Origin of the sequence: Lentzea sp. NBRC 105346 (assembly GCF_030269605.1) — a bacterium.
Lineage (GTDB): Bacteria > Actinomycetota > Actinomycetes > Mycobacteriales > Pseudonocardiaceae > Lentzea.
This window is the reverse complement of the sequence record NZ_BSTQ01000007.1, coordinates 102,976-122,632: the sequence shown is the minus strand read 5'-3', so window position 1 is coordinate 122,632 and position 19,657 is coordinate 102,976. Positions and strand designations below refer to the sequence as shown.

Sequence of the window (19,657 nt, the reverse complement as noted above, 5' to 3'; positions counted from 1 at the left end):
CCGCTGGTGCTAGCATTGACTGCAATGACAGCATCGGAGGTGGATCATGGCGGTCCTGACGATCCGCGACTTCGACGAGAGTCTGAAGGCAAAGCTCAGGATTCGGGCGGCTGAGCACGGCCGGTCGATGGAAGCCGAGGTACGGGCGATCCTCGCCGCGGTGTTGACCAAGTCCGAGTCCGGGCCCGGTATGGGCACGAGGGTTCGGCAACGCTTCGCCGACGCCGATGACGTCTCGTTCGCTCTGCCCCAGCGCACCGAACCGGTGCGAGCCGCGGAGTTTCCCGAGTGATCGTTCTTGACACCAACGTCGTTTCCGAGCTCATGAGGCAGGCTCCGAGCGACGAGGTGGTTCGCTGGGTCGACCGGTACCCGGCCGACGAAGTCTTCATCACCGCCGTGACGGCGGCTGAGCTCGCCTACGGGGTTGAGCGAATGCCGGACGGCCAGCGCAAGACCGCACTCGCGGTCAAGATCTCGGAGCTCCTGACCGAGGACTTCCAGGGGCAGATCCTGCCGTTCGATGGTGTGGCAGCTGCCTACTACGGCGAAATCGCTGCAGCGCGCGACGAACAGGGCTGCCCGATCAGCATGGCCGATGCGCAGATCGCTGCTGTCTGCCGCCGTTTCGCGGCCTGCCTGGCCACCCGCAACGTCAAGGACTTCGTCGATACGGGCATCACCTTGCTGAACCCGTGGGGCGATGCCGACGAGTTGTAAGCGCACTCAGTGATCAGGCGAACGTCACCACTACGGCGGTGGCGTTGTCGTGGCCGCCCGCCGCGTCCGCGGCCGCCAGCAGCTCGGACACCATCGTGTCCGGCGCGGAGCCGCCGAGGATCTCGGCCATCCGCTGATAAGGCACCTGCTCGGCCACGCCGTCGGTGCACAGCAGGTAGACGTCACCGGGCAGCGGCGAGATCTTCATCAGGTCCGGCGCCGGGTGCGCGGGGTGGCCGATGTACCGCGTCAGGTGGTAGCGAGCGCGAGCCGCCGATGGCGAGTCGAGCGTGAACCAGCCGTGCACGACGCCGAGCCACGCCATGGTGTGATCGACGGTCAGCAACTCGAGCAGGCCGGCCCGCAGGCGGTACAGGCGGGAGTCGCCGATCTGCACCACCCCAGTAGCCGTCCGGGCGGGCGGCGAGCGCGGTCAGCGTGCAGCCGGCCAGGACACCGTGTTCCGTGCCGAACGCAGCTGCGCGCGCGTGTGCCGTGGAAACGGCCGAGGCCAGGTCGGGTGAGGAGATCATCAGGTCGACGGCGGTGCGGCCGGCCATGGTGCTGCCGGGTCCGTCGCCCATGCCGTCGGCGACGACGGCTAGCAGCGGGTCGGTCGACAGGTGGAAGACGTCGAAGTTGGCCCGGTAGCGGTTGCCGATCGAACTGCCCGCGGCGGCGTTGGTGAGCACGGACGGATCCTGCCACCGGCGCGTGGCGGAACCACGCGCCGGTGACACGGCTACGACGAGATCAGGAACAGCGAGCGCGCGACGTTCCAATGCGTCGCCAAATACGAGCCGGGCCTTGGATTGGTGTGGAAGTAGTCGTCGCCCTTGCAGTCGATCTGGTTCTCCGGCGCGCCGGGACACACCTTCACGAGGTGGCCCGGAGGGTTGGGGAGGCCACCGTCGTCGTAACACATGATGTCCTCGTCATCCCAGCAGTGACCGTACTTCGACGCGTTCGGTGCACTGCTTCGCACCGCGCCCAGCGTGTGCAGCAGCTCGTGCGCGCTCGCCTGCCACGTCCAGCAGCCGGTGCCGACCGCCGCGTAGTGCGGGCCGAAGTTGTACCGGTTGTCCGCGCCGGGCCGGTCGTCGCCGCCGCTGCCCCAGGCCACGCCGCAGCCGCCGGAGTCGTGCCAGAACAGGTACTTCCGGTCGTTGCGGTTGTAGCCGCGCGCAGCCAGCTGGTTGGCCACCGCCTGCGGATTGTTCATCGCCGACTGGGGGATGACAACGTTGTCCACCTTCGCGCGGCAGCCGGGCGTGGTGACGAACCGGACGTGCCGCACACCGCCGCCCAGCCGTCCCGCGGCCTCAACGAACGTGTTGTCGATCTGGTCGGCGAAGCCCTGGAACTTGGCCACCAGCTGCGCGTAGCGGTCAGGCGACTGGTCGCCGCGCACATAGATGGCCTGGACCCGTTTGCCGCTCACGCCGTCGCCGTCGCACACCACCGAACGGACCGACACGTCGGACGGGGACGGGACGCGGAACTGGTCCGGCAGATTGTCGATGATCGGCGATGGCGCGACCAGGGATGGAGCTACCAGGGACAAGGCCGCGAGAAATGCAGTTATGGACATGACGAGACCGCCTTGAATCACGTTTCGTGCAGGGAGCGGTCTAGACCAATGCCTACCGTAGCGATCTCGTCGCAGTGTGTCACTGACACAACGGGACAGGAAAAATTCGCGGTCCCGCCGCCAGATAGCATGCCGCGCCGTGGGGGAACTGGTGGCTGGCAGGTACGCGAAGATCCGTGAGCTCGGCCGCGGCGGCATGGGGGTCGTCTGGCTCGCCGAGGACCGCGTGATCGGCCGGCAGGTCGCGTTGAAAGAGCTGCGCACCTCGTCGCGCACCGACATCGAACGCGTGCTGCGCGAGGCGCGCACCGCGGGCCGGCTCAACAGCCCGAACGTCGTCGGCATCCACGACGTGCTGGTCGAGGACGGCGTCACGTACCTCGTGATGGAACTGGTCGAGGCGCCGACGCTGGCCGACGTGATGGCCCGCGAGGGCGCGTTGTCCGAGGACCGCGTGCGCGACATCGGGCTGCAGGTGCTCAACGCGCTGGAGGCCGCGCACGCGGCGGGGATCGTGCACCGCGACGTCAAGCCGAGCAACATCATGGTGCTGCCGGACGGTCGGGTGAAGCTCGCCGACTTCGGCATCGCCCGCGCCATGGACGACCCGTCGCTCACCGCCACGGGCGGCATCATGGGCTCGCCCGGCTACATGGCCCCGGAGCTCTTCTCCGGCGACGCACCCGCGCCCGCGAGCGACCTCTGGGCGCTCGGCGCGACGATGTTCCACGCCGTGGAGGGGCGTTCGCCGTTCACGCGCGAGACGACCGCGGCCACCATGCACGCGATCATGTACGAACGTCCGGCGCTGTCGCGGACCGGCGGGTCCTTCGCCTCGGTGATCATGGGTCTGCTCGCGCAGAGCCCGGACCAGCGGCTGACCGCTCAGCAGCTGCGCGAGCACCTGACGGATGGCACGCGCCGGGTCGAGCCCGCGACCGTGTACATCGAGCCCGTCACGTCGGTGGTGGCGACCTCGGAGCCGCCGAAGTCCCGGAAGAAGATCGGTGTCATCGCCGGCGCGGTCGCCGCGGTGGTCGTGATCGGGCTCGCCGGGGTCTTCCTGATCAAGCCTGCCAGTGAGCCCGGTTCGGCGGCGGCGCAGGCAGGTGCGGCCACCTCATCGTCCGCGGGTGAGTCGAGCGCTCCGGCGAGCACTTCGGTGTCGTCGGCCGCTTCGTCGTCGTCGAGCAGTGCGGCGCCCTCGTCCAGCGCCTCGACCGGGCCGAAGCCGACGCAACAGCAGTCGAACGCCCCGGCGCCGACGACCACCAAGCCCAAGCCGGCGTTGCAGACGCTGCCGTTCTCGCGGTACCGCAACGGCAACGGGTGGCACTACAGCGGCACGTCACGGATCGCGGTGCCGGACGGGTTCACGGTGGAGAACACCGGTGGGCTCGGGATGCTCCTGGCCAACCCCGAGCCCGGCACCAAGCCGCTGTACTCGTGCCGCATCAACAACTCCGAGGACCGGATGACCTCGGCGGCGGCCGACTGCGAGGGGCAGACGCCGTACGGCGGCGGCCCGCTCGGCTACGTGTTCACATCGGAGCCGGCCGGCGTGCCGTCAATGGTGCTGTACCGGTGCAACATGGGCGCGCACCACTTCGACTCGGTGGCCGGCTGCGAGGGGTACCAGACCGAGTTCCCGTTCGGCTGGGTGGTGCGCTAGCGGCTAGCGGCGCCAAGAGGTGCGGCCGCGGACCTGGTCCCAGATCAGGAACGCGACGAGCCCGATGCCGGTGCCGATCAGCCACAGGTCCTCGGTGAACCCGTGGTGGTTGCCGATCAGCATGGCGAACATGGCGATGGCGGTGAACCAGCCGGCGATGCGGGTGGCCTTGGGGAACGTCCCGTGCCAGCCCCACTCGTGCGACGGCTCCTCGTGGGGGTCGACGGCCGGACGCTTGTCCAGCTCCGAAGACGAAGACACAGTTCCCTCCACTGCTCATCGGGTTACCGGCGTCATCGTCGCACACGATCGTGAACCCGACGGTGTGAGGTCGCGCGCGTGCGACTTACCAGTGAGGTCGTTGCTCGTCTACATTCATCCGCGGCCACACACATCCGATCTCTAAGGCGCCTGGATTGACCGGCTTCCTGCCAGCTGAGGCAAGCACTCCCGACACCTACGCCCCCGTCGAGATCGGACTCCACGGGGTGACCAAGCGCTTCTCCGACCAGGTCGCCGTCGACGGCATCGACCTGCGCGTGCACGAAGGTGAGTTCTTCTCGGTACTCGGCCCGTCCGGGTGCGGCAAGACGACCGTGCTGCGGATGATCGCCGGGTTCATCGACCCCGACGAAGGGCGCATCGAGCTCGACGGCAACGACATGGTGGGCGTGCCGCCGTACCGGCGCGACGTCAACACCGTCTTCCAGTCCTACGCGTTGTTCCCGCACATGTCCGTGTGGGACAACGTCGCGTACGGCTTGCGGCGCAAGCGCGTCAAGGGCGATGACCTGAAGAAACGGGTCGGCGAGCACCTCGAGCTGGTGCGGCTGTCGCAGTTCGCGAAGCGCCGGCCGGCGCAGCTCTCCGGCGGTCAGCAGCAGCGCGTCGCGATCGCGCGGGCGCTGGCGGCGGGACCGCGGCTGTTGCTGCTCGACGAGCCGCTCGGCGCGCTGGACGCCAAGCTGCGCAAGGAACTGCAGATCGAGCTGATGCGCATCCAGCGCGAGGTCGGCACGACGTTCCTCTACGTCACGCACGACCAGGAGGAGGCGCTCGTCCTCTCGCACCGCGTCGCCGTGATGAACGCGGGCAAGGTCGAGCAGGTCGGGTACCCCGAGGACGTCTACGAACGACCGGCCACGCGGTTCGTCGCGGGGTTCATCGGCACGTCCAACATCCTCGACGCCACGGTGTCCGGTGTGGACGGTGAGTGGGTCGAGCTGCGGGCGCCCGGCGTGAAACGTTTGCGCGCCAGGGCGACGCGCACGAACCATCACACCGCGGCCACCGTCCGGCCGGAGAAGGTTCACCTTTACGACAGCGAGACCGAGCCGCCGACCGGCTGGTGCGTCGTCGAGGGTGTCGTGAAGGACGTCGTCTACACGGGAGTGTCCACGCAGTACGTCGTGGAGCTGCCGGACGAACAGGAACTGGTGGCGTTCGTGCAGAACGCGCGCAGGATCGACGACGCGGGCGCGCCGGGGCAGCCCGTGCGGATGGCGTGGGACCCGGAGTTCACCGTGCTGCTGGGGGAGAAATGACCGAGAAGATCCGTATCGCCCGCATGTGGGACACCGAGAGCCCGCGGGTCACCCGCCGCGCGATGCTCGGCAGCATGACGTTCTTCGCGCTCGCCGCGTGCGGCGTCGGCAACGCCCCGAGCGGAACCGGCGGCACGTCGGGTTCCGTCAAAGCGAGCAACGTGAAGAACGAGCCCAAGCTCAACTTCTACAACTGGACCGACTACATCGCCAAGGACACGTTGCCGGGCTTCAAGAACGTGTCCGGCATCGAGGTCACCTACGACAACTTCAGCTCGAACGACGAGATGGAGGCGAAGATCACGTCGGGTGCGGCCGGGTACGACCTGGTGGTGCCGAGCGACAACTTCCTCCGCCGGTTCCTGAAGGCCGGGCTCGTGCAGCCGCTGGACCACGACCTCATCCCGAACCTGAAGAACCTCGAGCAGCGGTTCGTCGACGCCGACTACGACCAGGGCAACAAGTACTCGGTGCCGTGGGCTTGGGGCACGACCGGGCTCGCGTACGTGAAGTCGGGGATCGGCGGGGACGTGACCGGGTTCTCCGCCTACGACCTGCCGAACGCCGAGAAGCGGTCGACGATCCTGGACGAGGCGCGCGACGCGCTCGGGCTGGGCCTGCTGAAGCTCGGCCACGACCCGAACACCACGGACGCCAAGCAGATCGGTGACGCCGCGGACTACCTGCTGTCGTTGAAGAAGAAGATCGGGCAGATCACGTCCGACGTGATCGAGCCGCTCACCTCCGGCCAGGTGCTGCTCGCGCAGTCGTACTCCGGTGACGCGTTCCAGGCGCGCGCGGCCAACCCCGACGTGGGCTACGCGATCCCGGCGGAGGGTGGTATGTCCTATGTGGACGTGCTGTGCATCCCGAAGGACGCCCCGCACGCCGAGAACGCGCACAAGTTCATCGACTACATCCTCGGGGCCGAGGTCGGCGCGGCGCTGTCCAACGCGGTCCGATACGGCAGCCCGAACGCGGCCGCGAAGCCGTTGATCGACAAGGATCTGCTGAACGATCCGCTGGTCTACCCCTCCGAGGACCGGCTGAAGAAGCTGCCGTTCACTAAGGATCTCGGCGGTGACGTCGAGGCGAAGTACGCCGACGCGTGGACACGCGTCAAGACCGGCTGATGCGCTCGCGGTTCCTGCGGGCCAACGCGCTGCTGCTGCCGACCGGCGTCTGGCTCGGGATCTTCCTGATCGCGCCGCTGGCGCTGGTCGTGCAGTTCAGCTTCGCGACGCGCGACACCGGGGTCGCGCGGGCCGTGCTGCCGTGGACGACGCAGGCGTACCTGACGGCGCTGGACCCGGCGTTCCTGCCGATCTTCGGGCGGACGCTGGCCTACGCGTTCGCGACGACCCTGCTGTGCCTGGTGCTCGGGTTTCCGCTGGCGTGGTTCATCGCGCGGCACGGCGGGCGGTACCGGAACGTGCTGCTGGTGGCGGTGCTGATCCCGTTCTGGTCGTCGTACCTGGCGCGGATCTACGCGTGGAAGGCGCTGCTCGACGGTGACGGCCTGATCAACCAGGCGCTGTCGAGCATCGGGCTGGGGCGGTCCGGCGGGTTCCTGCTGACGCACGGCGCCGTGGTGCTCGGGCTGACCTACGGGTTCCTGCCGTTCATGGTGCTGCCGCTGTACGTGGCGTGCGAGCGGTTCGACCACCGGCTGGTCGAGGCCTCGTTCGACCTCGGACACGGGCGGACCTCGACGTTCTTCCGCGTGGTGCTGCCCGGCGTGTTCTCCGGTGTGCTGGCAGGGTCGCTGCTGGTCCTGGTGCCGTCGGCCGGTGACTTCGTGACGCCCCGGCTGCTCGGTGGCGTGAACCAGTCGACGTTCGGGTCGGTGATCGACGACCAGTTCCGCGGCGGCAACAACTGGCCGCTGGGGTCTGCGATGGCGGTGCTCCTGCTGCTCCTCGTGGTGCTCGTGCTGGTGTTGCGCGGCCGGCGTGGGGAGGACGTGCTGTGAACCGCAGGCCGTGGGTGCTCGGCGGTGTCGCCGCGCTGGTCTTCCTCTTCCTGTACGCGCCGATCGCGTGGCTGGCTGTCGTATCGTTCAACAATTCCCGGTCGCTGAGCCGGATCGAAGGATTGTCGAATCGTTGGTACGTAGAATTGTTCAACGATTCCCGTGTTCTACAGTCCCTCGATCTGACGCTGCGGCTCGCGGTGGCGTCGGCGGCGATCGCGACCGTGATCGGGACGCTGGCGGCGTTCGGGCTGCGCAAGGCGTTCCCCGGTCGTTCGCTGTGGACGATCCTGCTGAGCCTCCCGCTGGTGGTGCCCGAGGTGGTGATGGGCGTGGCGCTGCTCGGGTTCTGCGTGAAGCTGGCGGGCATCCCGCTCGGGTTCGGCGCGCTGCTGTTCGCACACGTGGCGTTCTCGCTGAGCTTCGTGGTGGTGGTCGTGCGCTCCCGAGTCGCGGGCATGGACACGCGGATGGAGGAGGCGGCGGCCGACCTGGGCGCGTCGCCGCTGACTGCGTTCCGGACCGTGACGCTCCCGCTGGTGGCGCCCGCGGTGCTGACGGGAGCGGCGTTCGCGTTCCTGCTGTCGTTCGACGACGTGGTGATCTCCAGCTACCTGACGGGCGTCGGGTCGACCACGCTGCCGGTGTTCGTCTACGCCCAGGCCAGCAAGCGCGGGATCTCGCCGGAGATCGTGGCGCTGTCGACGCTGATGGTGACGGCGACGACGGCTTTGCTGCTCGCCGGCGTGGTGACCGCGGCGTGGCGGGCCCGCAAGGCTGGGCGCGCGGTCGTACTCGCCGGTCAACTTTCGTAGGGCGAACGAGCGACCAACGAGCGCGGACGGAACGTGGGATGTCTCGTAGCGTGATGGCGTGACTGAAGCTCTGCCGCGCCGATTCGCGCTCCCGGACGTCCGGGCGTCGTTCGCGGCGCTGCTGGACCGGACACTGGTTCAGCTGCGGTGCCTGACCCCGTTGCGGATCGCGGGCGAGATCGCGATCCTGCTCGCGGCGATCGTCCTCGACGTGTGGCCCGGCTACTGGGCGGAGAAGACGGCTTCGGGGTGGGTGCTCGCCGGCCTGCTGGCCGGGTACGTCGTGATCCTGCCGCTGCGGCTGGTGCTGCCGACGACCGCGTTCCTGCTCGGCATCCTGCTGACGATGAGCGGGCCGTACGGCGGCGCGGCGCTGGCGATGTTCGTCAGCTACACCGCGGGCCGGCGCGTCGAGTCGTGGCGGCGGGCCGCGGTGGCGGCGGTCCTGGCGTTCGGGCTGCTCGTGGTGTTCTGGGATGGGACACCGCTCGGCTCGAGCGCGTCCTACAGCGTGTTCCTCATGATCGTCGTGTACTGCGTGGGGGTGGCGCTGCCGTTCCTGGTCGGGCGGTACCTGGCGGCGCGCGAGGCGCTGGTCGCGGCGATGCAGGAACGCGAACAGCGGATGCGCACCGAGCACCGGATGTTGTCGCGGCAGGTCCGGCTCCGGGAACGCAGCCGCATCGCGCAGGACATGCACGATGGCCTGGGCCACCGGCTCAGCCTGATCAGCGTGCACGCGGGGGCGTTGGCGCTGGACACGAACCTCGACGCGCGGCAGCGCGAGGCCATCGGTGTGCTGCGCAAGGCCGCCCTGACCGGCATGGACGAGCTGCGCACGATCATCGGCGTGCTGCGCAGCGAGGACGAGCCGGACGACGACCCGGCGCGCCGCACGGTCGAGGCGATCGACGAGCTGGTCGAGGGTGCACGGCGGGCGGGGATGCTGGTCAGCCTGGTGCGCGGCGGGCAGGCGACCGAGCTGCCCGCGAAGGTGTCGCACGCCGCCTACCGCGTCGCGCAGGAGGGCCTGACGAACGCGTCGAAGCACGCGCCGGGCGCGACCGTGCAGGTGACCGTGAAGTACGAGCCGGACGCGCTAGTCGTCGAGGTGCGCAACAACCCGCCGCGCGCCGGAGTCTCGTCGAAGGGCGCCGGTGTCGGCCTGATCGGGCTGGGGGAGCGGGTCCGGGTCGCGGGCGGCATGTTGCACGTCGGCGCGCTGCCGGCCGGTGGTTACCGGATCGCCGCGGTGTTGCCGTACGAGGAGCAGCACGTCGCGTCGCCCGCTGAGGACCCCGAGGACGAGGAGCCACCGGCCAGGATCCGCAAGTGGGCCGGCACGGGTTCGATCGTCGCCGCCTGCGTGGTGGTCGCCGTCGTGATCGGCGGATTCACCTGGATCGGCACGCGGCCGATCACCGAGGTCGTGCAGCAGTCCGTGATCGACTCGATCCAGCTCGGGCAGGCCGAGGCCGACGTGCTGGCTCGGTTACCTCGTGGCACCGAACCGCTGATCGCGGACGGCGACCGCAACTCCCAGGCCGCGCCCGAACCGCCCGGCGCGCACTGCGTGTACCACGTCACGGACGAACAGTCGTACCTGTCGGGCGGCACCAGGATCGTGCGTTTCTGCTTCGCTGACGGCAAGCTGGTCGAAAAGAAGATCCACGTGCAGAGGAAGAAATGATCCGGGTTCTGATCGCCGACGACGAACCGCTGATGCGCGCGGGCATCAAGGCCATCCTCGGCACGGCGGACGACATCGAGCTCGTCGCCGAGGTCGGCGACGGCCGCGAGGCCGTTCAGGCGGTGCGGGAACGCCGCGTCGACGTCGCCGTGCTCGACATCCGGATGCCCAAGCTCGACGGGCTCGCCGCCGCGCGGGAGCTGCACGCCGTCGCGCCTGGGGTGAAGGTCGTGATGCTGACTACGTTCGGCGAGGACGAGAACATCGTGCGCGCCCTCTCGGACGGGGCCGCTGGGTTTCTCTTGAAGGACTCGGCGCCTGAGGAGTTGCTGCGGGCCGTGCGTGCCGTGCACAACGGGGAGGCTTACCTGTCGCCCATGGTTACCAGCCGGGTGGTGGGGATGGTGGCCTCTTCCGGGCAGCCGAAGCGGCAGGAAGCCGTGCGGCAGGTGCAGCGGTTGACCGAGCGTGAGGTTGAGGTGCTCACTCTGTTGGGGCAGGGGATGTCCAATGCTGATGTCGGGCAGAAGCTGCACATGTCCGAGGCAACTGTGAAGACTTACGTCAGTCGGTTGCTCGCCAAGCTCGGGTTGACCAACCGGGTGCAGGCGGCGTTGCTGGCGCGGGACGCGGGTCTGGCGACCTGAGGCAGCCCTGCTGAATGGCACGATGTGCCGCATGACGGAGTTGCTGGGGAGCGCGTCCTTCCCGTCAGGTGATCTGCTGCTGATCGACTTCGGCTTGCTCCGGCTGTGGTCGGGTGATCAGCCACCGTTGCTTCCCGAGGAACTCGCGCCACCAGTGGTCGTGGCGAAGGCGAACGCCGCTGCGGACTTCGAGATCGTCGGCCCGCAGGCGGCCGAAGCCGCCGCACGCCTGAGCCTTGCCGCCGTCAAGGGCCGGTACGTCTTCGACGTGCCGCAGGACGGTGACCCTGTAGTCGAGGCGGTGGCGCTCACCGGACTCGAAGCGACCGTGCGGCAGGTGCCGAGGATGCCGCACTACACGCGGGTGCAGCGGCTGCTCGACGATCTGCCCGGCGGTGCCGAGGTGCCGTTCCACGGCGGCTGGGGTGTGGCGGTGCGTGGTCTGCCTGCCGGGCCGTTGCGGGTGCTGGGTGAGCGGATGGAGCCGGGGCCGGACCAGGAGCGGTGGCACTCGGTGTGGGTGGAGTGCGCGGAGGGTGTGCCCGCGGAGTCCATCGAAGCCGGATACGTGCTGGTCGACGAGGCGCGGCTGATGTTCGCGGATCCGGCCGCGTTGAACACTTGGGTCAACGACGAACCGGTTGACGGGCTCTTCGACCTCGCGTTCTGGGGCGCGGACGCGGAGCAGGTCGCCACGAGGCTCGCTGGTTCCAAAGTGGAGGACGAGTACCTCTGGGCCGATCTCACCTTCGACGAGATGCGGTCCCGGTACCACCAGCTGGAGTCGTTGCGGGGCGATGGTGTGAAGTTCGCGTTCGACCTGCGGCCGCACGACGACCACTATCGCCTGCTGAAGCCGATGCGTTCGTCCGCGACCGAGTCCGGGGACGTCGAGGTCGGCGGCGCGCTGATGACCGGCTGGTTCACCAGTTGGGGTGACGGTGCGTTCCCGGTGTACCGCGACCTCGCCGAGGACGGCACGTTGTTGCGTGTCCGAGTGGAGCTGGGAGCGCCGGAGATCGTGGCGCGCCAGCGACGGTTCGAACGGTTGTATTTCGGCGACCTCGCGAGGATGGCGATCGTGTCCGCCCGCGTGGCGCGCGACGGTGCCCACGCCGCGTGGCTGTACCGCGAAGAGCCTGGCCGCGACGAGGACAGTGGTTGGCGTGTGTTCGCCGGCGACGAGACGCAGGAGTACGCGGACGACGCCTCGAACGCCACGATCCTGCCGTTGCGCGAGCTGATCGGCGCGGACCCCGCGCTGGAGGCGGTGTTCGATCAGCCGCCGGGATCGGCGTTCGAGCGGGTGGACGGCGAGTTCGTGCCGGCCGAGGACTAGAACTTTGCCCGCGTAAGCCGTCGGCCCGCACTCGAATGGCCCAACCGCCGCAGGATGCTCGATCGAGACTGGCGACCTGAGCCAGCCCGGAACTGTCAGACCCTTCTGGAAGAATTGAAACCGGGGGTCCCCCAAGCGGGAGACCCCCGGTTTCTGCAGGTCAGGCAGGGCTAGGTGCGTGCGCGGCTCCCCGTGACCAGCCGGTAGATGCCCAGCAGGACGATCGCTCCGAGGATCGCGAGCAGCCACGTGCGCATGTCGAAGAAGGTTCCGAGATCAGTGCCGAACAGCGCCTGACCGATGAAGCCACCGAGGATCGCGCCCACGATGCCGAGCAGCATCGTGATGATGATCCCGCCGGGATCGCGGCCGGGCATGATGGCCTTGGCGATGGCGCCGGCTAGCAGGCCGAGAACGATCCAGCCCAGGATACCCACGGTGAGTCTCCCTTCCTTTGGTCCAATCGGGAGAGGGATGCCCATATCGAGCGACTTCACACTGCCGTGACCACGCCGTTATCAAAGTACGGGGGCGCACGGCTCTCAGCCGTGGTCCGGAACAATGAGGGGCGATGAGTACTCCACGCACTGTCCTGATCCTCGGATCGACGGGCTCCGTAGGCACGCAGGCGCTCGACGTCATCCGGGCCAACCGCGACCGGTTCAAGGTGGTCGGTCTGGCGGCAGGCGGTGCCAACCCCGCGCTGCTCGCCGAACAGGCCGCCGAGTTCGGCGTCGGGACGATCGCGGTCGCGAAGCCCGTCGACATCGCGACGGATGCCAAGGTCCTCACGTCGATCCAAGACCTCATCGAGGCCGAACCAGCAGACGTGATCCTCAACGGCATGGACGGCTCGCGCGGGCTGGAGCCGACGCTCAAGGCGCTCGAGACCGGCGCGGTGCTCGCGCTGGCGAACAAGGAGTCGCTCATCGCGGGCGGCCCGCTCGTCACCAAGGCCGCCAAGCCGGGGCAGCTCATCAGTGTCGACTCGGAACACTCCGCGCTGGCCCAGTGCCTGCGCGGCGGCACCGAGAACGAGGTCGCGCGGCTCGTCCTCACCGCATCGGGTGGACCGTTCCGCGGGAAGACGAAAAATGAGCTCGGCAAAGTCACCTTCGAGCAGGCCATGGCGCATCCGACTTGGGCCATGGGGAAGGTCGTGACGATCAACTCGGCCACCCTGGTCAACAAGGGGCTGGAGCTCATCGAGGCACACCTGCTCTTCGGCGTCCCGTACGATCGGATCGACGTCGTCGTGCACCCGCAGTCGATCATTCACTCGATGGTGACCTTCACGGACGGATCGACGCTGGCCCAGGCTAGTCCGCCCGACATGCGCCTTCCGATCTCACTCGGTCTCAGTTGGCCGGAGCGAGTGGCCGGTGCGGCACCCGCGTGTACCTTCGACGCACCCACCGCATGGACTTTCGAGCCGTTGGACGCCGGCACGTTCCCAGCGGTGGAACTGGCCAGGCAGGCGGGCACCACGGGCGGGTGCCAGCCGGCGATCTACAACGCCGCGAACGAAGAGGCCCTGGCCGCCTTCGTCGCTGGCGCCACGCCGTTCCTCTCCATCGTGGACACCATCGGGCGGGTGCTCGCGGAGGCGGACGGCTGGAAGCACGACCCGGCGGACGTGGCAGAGGTGCTCGCCGCCGAGGAATGGGCGCGGGCACGCGCACGTGAACTGGTCGGAAGGAACTGAACGTGGGCTACGTCCTCGGCGTCCTGCTCTTCGCCCTCGGCATCGCGGTGTCCATCGCGTTGCACGAGTTCGGTCACCTGCTGACCGCGAAGGCCTTCGGGATGAAGGTCACCCGGTACTTCATCGGGTTCGGGCCGAAGCTCTTCTCCTTCCGCAAGGGAGAGACCGAGTACGGCCTCAAGGCGATCCCCGCCGGCGGCTTCTGCGAGATCGTCGGCATGACCGCCCTGGAGGAGGTGCCGCCCGCGGACAAGCACCGCGCGTTCTACAAGCAGAAGACATGGAAGCGCGTGGTCGTGTTGGCCGCCGGGTCGATCACGCACTTCATGGTCGGCTTCGTCGTGCTCTACCTGCTCGCCGCGACACTGGGCCTGCCGAACAACAAGGACGTGCCGGTGCTGTCGCAGATCTCGAACTGCGTGCAGAACCACACGGTGCCGCTGGACTCGCCGTGTCCCGCGAACGCCCCGGCGCCCGCGAAGGCGGCGGGTCTGCAGGCCGGTGACCAGATCCTGGCGGTCGGCGGCGTCACGACGCCGACGTGGACCGACGTCCGCAAGAAGACCCAGGAGAGCAGCGGGCCCACGGACTTCAAGGTGCTGCGCAACGGCCAGGAGCAGACCATCAAGGTCGATGTTCCCAAGGTCTCGCGCGAGTTCCCCGACGGCAAGGGCGGCAAGACCGTCAAGGACGTCGGCACGATCGGTGTGCAGACCACCACGACCTTCCAGTACGGACCGGTCTCCGCGATCGGCGGCGCGACCGCGTTCACCGGCCAGATGTTCGTCAACACCTGGGAAGGCCTCATGCGCTTCCCGGAGCGGATCCCCGCCGTGGTGAAGGCGATCGGCGGCGGCGAGCGCGACCTCGACACCCCGATCAGCGTGGTCGGCGCGTCGCGGCTCGGCGGCGAGGCGGCCGAGCGCGGGCTGTGGGCGTTCTTCCTGCTGATGCTGGCGGGACTGAACTTCTTCGTCGGTGTGTTCAACCTCCTGCCCCTGCTGCCCCTTGACGGTGGTCACATCGCCGTCAACCTCTACGAACGGGTGCGAGACTGGGTGAGGGCCCTGCGCGGCAAGCCGGCCGGCGCACCGGTGAACTACCTGCGGTTGCTCCCGCTGACCTACTTCGTGATCTTCGTCGGCGGTGCCATCACCCTGCTCACGGTGACCGCGGACATCGTCAACCCCATCAGGCTCGGCCAGTAGTGAAAGGTGCTCAACCCATGAGTGACGGCGTGATGCTCGGAATGCCGGCATTGCCGCCTCCGGTGCTGTCGGAACGTCGCAAGACGAGGCAGCTCATGGTGGGAAACGTCGGCGTCGGGAGTGAGTTCCCGGTGTCCGTCCAGTCCATGACGACCACGCTGACCGCGGACGTCAACGCCACACTGCAGCAGATCGCCGAGCTGACGGCCGCGGGCTGTGACATCGTGCGCGTCGCGTGCCCGTCGCAGGACGACGCGGACGCGCTGCCGGCGATCGCGAAGAAGTCGCAGATCCCGGTGATCGCGGACATCCACTTCCAGCCGAAGTACGTGTTCGCCGCGATCGAGGCGGGCTGCGCCGCGGTGCGGGTGAACCCCGGCAACATCAAGAAGTTCGACGACAAGGTCAAGGAGATCGCGCAGGCGGCCCGCGACCACAACACGCCGATCCGCATCGGCGTCAACGCCGGTTCGCTCGACCCGCGCCTGATGCAGAAGTACGGCAAGGCCACGCCCGAGGCGCTGGCGGAGTCGGCGCTGTGGGAGGCCTCGCTGTTCGCGGAGCACGACTTCCACGACATCAAGATCTCGGTGAAGCACAACGATCCGGTGGTCATGGTCCGGGCGTACGAGATCCTGGCCGAGCAGTGCGACTATCCGCTGCACCTCGGCGTCACGGAGGCCGGCCCGGCGTTCCAGGGCACGATCAAGTCGGCGGTGGCGTTCGGCGCGCTGCTGCGGCAGGGCATCGGCGACACGATCCGGGTGTCGCTGTCCGCGCCGCCGGTCGAGGAGATCAAGGTCGGGCACCAGATCTTGCAGTCGCTGAACCTGCGGCCGCGCAAGCTGGAGATCGTGTCGTGCCCGTCGTGCGGCCGCGCGCAGGTGGACGTCTACACGCTCGCCGAGCAGGTGACCGCCGGCCTGGAGGGCATGGAGGTGCCGCTGCGCGTCGCGGTCATGGGCTGCGTCGTGAACGGGCCCGGTGAGGCCCGCGAGGCGGACCTGGGTGTCGCGTCCGGCAACGGCAAGGGCCAGATCTTCGTGAAGGGCAAGGTCATCAAGACCGTGCCCGAGCACCAGATCGTCGAGACGCTCATCGAAGAGGCCATGCGGATCGCGGAGGACATGGAGGCCGGCGGCGAGCCGGTCGTCTCAGTCGGCTGATTTCGCAACTTTCGGCACACACGAACGGACGCCTTCCTATCCGGAAGGTGTCCGTTTTTTCGTAACGATGATCGAGAAGCTTGACCTTCGAATTGGGATTGGATAGGCATATGGGCAGTCCCCTCATTTTCGAAGGAGAACTGCCATGGAGTTCGACGCGATTTACGAGCCGCCGGCACTGGTGGAACTGGGTGACCACGAGGAACTGACCATGGGTGGCAGCATGGGTATCTCATTTGACGGTACCCACGCTCGGTGGGAATACCTGTAATTCACCATGACGGAATCTTTGGACTGGTTCGTCGCGGTGGCCGACGGCGACCGCGAGGCACACGCGGTCCGGGGGTTCCTCGCGCGGGCGCCCCAGCGGATCGACCACCCGTCGGGGCGCCCGTGGCTGCTCGGGCGCTGGGCGGACGACCGGCTGGTGCGCGTGACCGAGCGGGGCGTCCAGATCGCTGTCCTGGGCGTCACCTCGGTCACGGCCTCGGCGTTGCGCGGCCGCTCGCTGGACGAGATCGCCGGGCTGCTGCGCGGCGAGTGGCATCTCGTCGCGGCCGTCGACGGGTGTCTGTCGGTACGCGGCATGGTCTCTGGCCTGCGGCGAGTCAGCTATTCGCTGATCGACGGCGTGCCCGTCGCCGCCGACCGGGACGACCTCCTGGCGAGCGACGGCGTCGATCCGGCGGTGGTCGCGGTGCAGCTGCTGACCCGCGGCGCCGGGCAGCTCGGTGACGTGCCGGCGTGGCGCGGGGTACGCCGGGTGCCACCCGATTCGGTGTTGCACACCAGGCCGGGCGGGGGGCACCGCGTGGAGCGGTGGTGGACGCCGCCGGCCCCGGAACGGTCGCTGGCCGAGGGCGTGCCGCTGGTGCGCGGCGCGTTGCGGTATGCCGTGGCGGCCCGGCTCGCGCCTTCGATGAGCGCCGACCTGTCAGGTGGAATGGACTCGACGTCGATCTGCTTTCTGCTCGACGCGTATCGTCCGGGTGAATTCGTAACGCAGGTAATGTCCGCGCCGGACGCCGATTTTGATGACGTGGAATGGGCCGGTCGGGCGGCCGCATATCTCAATTCGAAACACCAGGTTCTGGATGTCGGTGAACTGCCTTCGGCGTTCGGTGGGTTCGACGCCGTCTGGACTGATTTGGAACAGCCGCACGGCTGGATCCGCAACCGGTGGCGGCTGCAGGATCAGGCGGTGCGGATGGCCGCCGCCGGATCGGTCGCCCATTTCACCGGCGCCGGCGGCGACGAACTGTTCCGCCCGTGGGTGCACCACCTGCACACGCTCGTGCGGACCCGGCCGTGGCAGGCACTGCGGTCGGTGCGGGCGTACCGCCGGTTCGCGCGCTGGCCGCTCGGGCAGATCGTGCGCGCGCTCGCCGACCGCCGGTCGTACCGGGCGAACGTGCTCGACGCCATCGCGGGCATCGGCACGCCCGAGCGGGCGTCCGGCGTGCTCGACATGTCGTGGGTCGCACCGCTGCACCTGCCACCGTGGGCGACCCCGCTCGCCGCCGAACTGGCCGCTGACCAGCTGAGATCCGTCGACGAACCGGAGCCGCTCGGCCGGGACCGGGCCGCGCACACGATGCTGGAAGGGGTCCGGACCTGTGCCGCGAACGCCCGGCTCACGGACCGGCTGATGCGCCGGTTCGGCGTGCGGACCGCGACGCCGTTCCTGGACGACCGCGTGGTGGAGGCCGTGCTGTCCGTGCGGCAGTCCGACCACGCCGGCCCGGTGCGCTACAAGCCGCTGCTGGCCGCCGCGATGCGCGGGATCGTGCCGGACGATGTGCTCGGCCGGCGGACGAAGGGCGAGTTCAGCTCGGAGGTCCACCTCGGGCTGCGCCGCAACCGGGCCGCGATCGCCCGGCTCTTCGAGGACTCGGAACTGGCCCGGCTCGGGCTGATCGACCCGGCGGGCGTGCGGGACGTCCTCGTCGGGGTTCATCGGGACAACCTGGGCGTGATCGCCCTGGAAAGCACTCTGGCCTGTGAGGTGTGGCTGCGTGAAGTGGCAACTCGAACCGCACGTGTCGTTCGCTGAGACCGGGGACGGGATGGTGCTGCTCGACGAGCGCACCGGCCGGTACTTCCAGCTCAACACCACCGGCGTGGCCGTGTTGCGGGTGTTGCAGAGCGGCGGCGACCCGGTGTCGTCGCTGGTCCAGCGGTATCCCGGCGCGGCGGAGCGGATCGCACGGGATGTCGAGCAGGTCATGGAGGCACTGATCGACCGTGGGCTGGTGTGGTCGTGAGCGCGCCGGTCACGCTCGACGAAGGGGTGCGGCTGCCGGTGTGGCGGCGGGGCGCGCCGTTGCTCGCGGTGATCGCCGCGCGGGTGCTGGCGCGGGCGAAGCCTTACCGGATCAGGCGAATTCTGGAACGGCTGCGGCGGGGTGCCGCGCCCGCCACGCACGGGCAAGCGCTTGCCGCGCGGCAGCACGTGGTGGCCGTGTCGACGATGTGCGCCGGGCGGTACTGCCTGCAGAGATCGCTCGCGGCCGCGCTGCTGTGCCGGATGCGCGGCACGTGGCCGACGTTCTGCACCGGAGTGCGCACGTCGCCGTTCTACGCGCACGCGTGGATCGCCGTGGATGGCGTCGCGGTGGGCGAGCCACATGGGACGGCCGGGCTGCGACCACTCATGGTGGTCGGTCCGGGCACTGTTGGCTGATGCGATCGGCCCGTCTCGTCTGGCACGCTGGGGGGCGTGCTGAGGCTGGCCGGTGCGCGGTTGCTCGACGAACGGGATCTGCCCGAGGTGCTCGGGGTGCTGGAACATGATCCCGTCGCGTCGTGCATGGTGGCCGCAAGGGTCGAGACCGCGGGCTTGGACCCGTGGCGGCTCGGCGGTGAGATCTGGGCGTCCGACACCCGGTCGCTGCGCGGCGGCCGCGTGGAGGGGCTGTGCTTCTCCGGGCCGAACCTCATCCCGTTACGCGGCAACGCCTCGGCGATGCGGTCGTTCGCCGACCGGGCGCGCAGACGCGGGCGGATGTGCTCGTCGCTCGTCGGCCCGGCCGAGCAGGTGCTCTCGCTGTGGGAGGAGCTGCAGCCGGACTGGGGTCCCGCGCGCGAGGTCCGCGCCGAGCAGCCGCTGATGGCGCTCGGCTCGACGCCGCTGATCAAGGCCGACCCGCTGGTGCGCCAGGTGCGGCCGGACGAGCTCAACCGGTATCTGCCCGCGGCGATCGCGATGTTCATCGAGGAGGTCGGCATCGACCCGTGCGCGGAGGACGGCGGCGCCGGCTACCGCGCCCGCGTCGCCGAGCTGATCGCGGGCGGCCGGGCGTTCGCCCGGTTCGAGGGCGGCGAGGTCGTCTTCAAGGCCGAGATCGGCGCACTGTCCAAGAAGGTCGGCCAGATCCAGGGCGTCTGGGTGCGGCCGGACCGGCGTGGCCACGGCTACGGCACGGCGGGCACCGCGGCCGTCGCGGACCGGCTGCTGCGCGGACTCGGGCGCACCGCCTCGTTGTACGTCAACGGGTACAACCACGTGGCACAGGCCGCGTACCGGCGTGTCGGGTTCGAACAGGTCGGTCAGTACGCCACAGTGCTTTTCTAACGACGTTCGCATCC

Annotated in this window: 23 protein-coding genes; 19 read left to right on the top strand and 4 right to left on the bottom strand. The window is 69.0% G+C overall.

What is annotated here, in order from left to right; genetic code table 11:
- The first annotated feature begins 46 nt into the window (after window positions 1–46).
- A complete protein-coding gene (locus QSK35_RS17160) occupies window positions 47–292 on the top strand; it encodes a FitA-like ribbon-helix-helix domain-containing protein (protein ID WP_285747232.1) in 246 nt (81 codons plus the stop codon).
- Window positions 289–720: a type II toxin-antitoxin system VapC family toxin gene (locus QSK35_RS17155; protein WP_285747230.1), complete on the top strand. Its 432-nt coding sequence runs from the start codon at window positions 289–291 to the stop codon at window positions 718–720. Before QSK35_RS17160 ends, QSK35_RS17155 begins: the two co-directional genes overlap by 4 nt.
- Window positions 721–733: 13 nt before the next feature.
- Here the strand turns inward: QSK35_RS17155 and QSK35_RS17150 are convergent, their stop codons facing one another.
- A complete protein-coding gene (locus tag QSK35_RS17150; RefSeq protein ID WP_285747229.1) occupies window positions 734–1,120 on the bottom strand; it encodes a PP2C family protein-serine/threonine phosphatase in 387 nt (128 codons plus the stop codon).
- Between the two features lie 65 nt (window positions 1,121–1,185).
- Here QSK35_RS17150 and QSK35_RS17145 point away from each other — a divergent pair, with 65 nt between their 5' ends.
- Window positions 1,186–1,371, top strand: coding sequence for a hypothetical protein (locus tag QSK35_RS17145; protein ID WP_285747227.1), 186 nt, complete (start codon window positions 1,186–1,188; stop codon window positions 1,369–1,371).
- Window positions 1,372–1,462: 91 nt separating this feature from the next.
- On the opposite strand, the gene QSK35_RS17140 is transcribed toward QSK35_RS17145, so the two are convergent.
- Window positions 1,463–2,311: a reprolysin-like metallopeptidase gene (locus QSK35_RS17140; RefSeq protein ID WP_285747225.1), complete on the bottom strand. Its 849-nt coding sequence runs from the start codon at window positions 2,309–2,311 to the stop codon at window positions 1,463–1,465.
- Between the two features lie 139 nt (window positions 2,312–2,450).
- Here QSK35_RS17140 and QSK35_RS17135 point away from each other — a divergent pair, with 139 nt between their 5' ends.
- Window positions 2,451–3,983 carry a serine/threonine-protein kinase gene (locus QSK35_RS17135; protein ID WP_285747223.1) on the top strand — a complete coding sequence of 511 codons (1,533 nt, stop codon included), beginning with the start codon at window positions 2,451–2,453 and terminating at the stop codon, window positions 3,981–3,983.
- Between the two features lie 3 nt (window positions 3,984–3,986).
- On the opposite strand, the gene QSK35_RS17130 is transcribed toward QSK35_RS17135, so the two are convergent.
- Window positions 3,987–4,244, bottom strand: coding sequence for a DUF2631 domain-containing protein (locus QSK35_RS17130; protein ID WP_285747221.1), 258 nt, complete (start codon window positions 4,242–4,244; stop codon window positions 3,987–3,989).
- Window positions 4,245–4,399: 155 nt separating this feature from the next.
- Here QSK35_RS17130 and QSK35_RS17125 point away from each other — a divergent pair, with 155 nt between their 5' ends.
- From QSK35_RS17125 to QSK35_RS17095, 7 genes are read left to right on the top strand one after another with little or no spacing between them, the layout of a single operon-like run.
- A complete protein-coding gene (locus tag QSK35_RS17125; RefSeq protein WP_285747219.1) occupies window positions 4,400–5,527 on the top strand; it encodes an ABC transporter ATP-binding protein in 1,128 nt (375 codons plus the stop codon).
- Window positions 5,524–6,660 (top strand): polyamine ABC transporter substrate-binding protein, encoded by a 1,137-nt coding sequence (locus tag QSK35_RS17120; RefSeq protein WP_285747217.1) that lies wholly within the window; start codon window positions 5,524–5,526, stop codon window positions 6,658–6,660. The genes QSK35_RS17125 and QSK35_RS17120 overlap by 4 nt, the downstream gene beginning before the upstream one ends.
- On the top strand, window positions 6,636–7,499 hold the full coding sequence (locus QSK35_RS17115; protein ID WP_285747215.1) for an ABC transporter permease: 864 nt from the start codon (window positions 6,636–6,638) through the stop codon (window positions 7,497–7,499). The genes QSK35_RS17120 and QSK35_RS17115 overlap by 25 nt, the downstream gene beginning before the upstream one ends.
- On the top strand, window positions 7,496–8,314 hold the full coding sequence (locus tag QSK35_RS17110; RefSeq protein WP_285747213.1) for an ABC transporter permease: 819 nt from the start codon (window positions 7,496–7,498) through the stop codon (window positions 8,312–8,314). Before QSK35_RS17115 ends, QSK35_RS17110 begins: the two co-directional genes overlap by 4 nt.
- Window positions 8,315–8,372: 58 nt before the next feature.
- A complete protein-coding gene (locus QSK35_RS17105) occupies window positions 8,373–10,004 on the top strand; it encodes a sensor histidine kinase (protein WP_285747211.1) in 1,632 nt (543 codons plus the stop codon).
- The gene (locus tag QSK35_RS17100) at window positions 10,001–10,651 is read left to right on the top strand and encodes a response regulator (RefSeq protein WP_285747209.1); all 651 of its coding nucleotides are present in this window, start codon (window positions 10,001–10,003) and stop codon (window positions 10,649–10,651) included. The genes QSK35_RS17105 and QSK35_RS17100 overlap by 4 nt, the downstream gene beginning before the upstream one ends.
- A 31-nt stretch (window positions 10,652–10,682) precedes the next feature.
- Window positions 10,683–11,990: a DUF2185 domain-containing protein gene (locus tag QSK35_RS17095; RefSeq protein ID WP_285747207.1), complete on the top strand. Its 1,308-nt coding sequence runs from the start codon at window positions 10,683–10,685 to the stop codon at window positions 11,988–11,990.
- A gap of 170 nt (window positions 11,991–12,160) precedes the next feature.
- Here QSK35_RS17095 and QSK35_RS17090 read toward each other — a convergent pair whose 3' ends face one another.
- A complete protein-coding gene (locus QSK35_RS17090) occupies window positions 12,161–12,427 on the bottom strand; it encodes a GlsB/YeaQ/YmgE family stress response membrane protein (RefSeq protein ID WP_285747205.1) in 267 nt (88 codons plus the stop codon).
- 134 nt (window positions 12,428–12,561) lie between these two features.
- Here QSK35_RS17090 and dxr point away from each other — a divergent pair, with 134 nt between their 5' ends.
- The 8 genes from dxr (at window position 12,562) to QSK35_RS17050 (ending at window position 19,643) form a co-directional block, all read left to right on the top strand.
- Window positions 12,562–13,695: a 1-deoxy-D-xylulose-5-phosphate reductoisomerase gene (gene dxr / locus QSK35_RS17085; protein WP_285747201.1), complete on the top strand. Its 1,134-nt coding sequence runs from the start codon at window positions 12,562–12,564 to the stop codon at window positions 13,693–13,695.
- Between the two features lie 2 nt (window positions 13,696–13,697).
- Window positions 13,698–14,903, top strand: coding sequence for a M50 family metallopeptidase (locus QSK35_RS17080; protein ID WP_285747198.1), 1,206 nt, complete (start codon window positions 13,698–13,700; stop codon window positions 14,901–14,903).
- Between the two features lie 17 nt (window positions 14,904–14,920).
- Window positions 14,921–16,069, top strand: a complete 1,149-nt coding sequence (ispG, locus tag QSK35_RS17075) for a flavodoxin-dependent (E)-4-hydroxy-3-methylbut-2-enyl-diphosphate synthase (protein ID WP_285747196.1) — start codon at window positions 14,921–14,923, stop codon at window positions 16,067–16,069.
- A 145-nt stretch (window positions 16,070–16,214) separates the two neighbouring features.
- Window positions 16,215–16,340, top strand: a complete 126-nt coding sequence (locus QSK35_RS17070; protein WP_285747194.1) for a lasso RiPP family leader peptide-containing protein — start codon at window positions 16,215–16,217, stop codon at window positions 16,338–16,340.
- 6 nt (window positions 16,341–16,346) lie between these two features.
- The gene (locus QSK35_RS17065; protein ID WP_285747192.1) at window positions 16,347–18,122 is read left to right on the top strand and encodes an asparagine synthase-related protein; all 1,776 of its coding nucleotides are present in this window, start codon (window positions 16,347–16,349) and stop codon (window positions 18,120–18,122) included.
- Window positions 18,085–18,333, top strand: a complete 249-nt coding sequence (locus tag QSK35_RS17060; protein WP_285747191.1) for a lasso peptide biosynthesis PqqD family chaperone — start codon at window positions 18,085–18,087, stop codon at window positions 18,331–18,333. Before QSK35_RS17065 ends, QSK35_RS17060 begins: the two co-directional genes overlap by 38 nt.
- Entirely contained in the window at window positions 18,330–18,752 is a 423-nt protein-coding gene (locus QSK35_RS17055) for a lasso peptide biosynthesis B2 protein (protein ID WP_285747189.1), read from the top strand. The genes QSK35_RS17060 and QSK35_RS17055 overlap by 4 nt, the downstream gene beginning before the upstream one ends.
- 36 nt (window positions 18,753–18,788) lie before the next feature.
- Window positions 18,789–19,643, top strand: a complete 855-nt coding sequence (locus QSK35_RS17050; protein WP_285747187.1) for a GNAT family N-acetyltransferase — start codon at window positions 18,789–18,791, stop codon at window positions 19,641–19,643.
- The last annotated feature ends 14 nt before the right edge of the window (window positions 19,644–19,657 follow it).

Excerpts from the sequence above, each read along its gene's own strand:
- QSK35_RS17160 (WP_285747232.1), top strand. The coding sequence starts at position 47 with ATGGCGGTCCTGACGATCCGCGACTTCGACGAGAGTCTGAAGGCAAAG.
- QSK35_RS17140 (WP_285747225.1), bottom strand. The coding sequence starts at position 2,311 with ATGTCCATAACTGCATTTCTCGCGGCCTTGTCCCTGGTAGCTCCATCC.
- QSK35_RS17120 (WP_285747217.1), top strand. The coding sequence starts at position 5,524 with ATGACCGAGAAGATCCGTATCGCCCGCATGTGGGACACCGAGAGCCCG.
- QSK35_RS17100 (WP_285747209.1), top strand. The coding sequence starts at position 10,001 with ATGATCCGGGTTCTGATCGCCGACGACGAACCGCTGATGCGCGCGGGC.
- QSK35_RS17095 (WP_285747207.1), top strand. The coding sequence starts at position 10,683 with ATGACGGAGTTGCTGGGGAGCGCGTCCTTCCCGTCAGGTGATCTGCTG.
- dxr (WP_285747201.1), top strand. The coding sequence starts at position 12,562 with ATGAGTACTCCACGCACTGTCCTGATCCTCGGATCGACGGGCTCCGTA.
- ispG (WP_285747196.1), top strand. The coding sequence starts at position 14,921 with ATGAGTGACGGCGTGATGCTCGGAATGCCGGCATTGCCGCCTCCGGTG.
- QSK35_RS17070 (WP_285747194.1), top strand. The coding sequence starts at position 16,215 with ATGGAGTTCGACGCGATTTACGAGCCGCCGGCACTGGTGGAACTGGGT.
- QSK35_RS17065 (WP_285747192.1), top strand. The coding sequence starts at position 16,347 with ATGACGGAATCTTTGGACTGGTTCGTCGCGGTGGCCGACGGCGACCGC.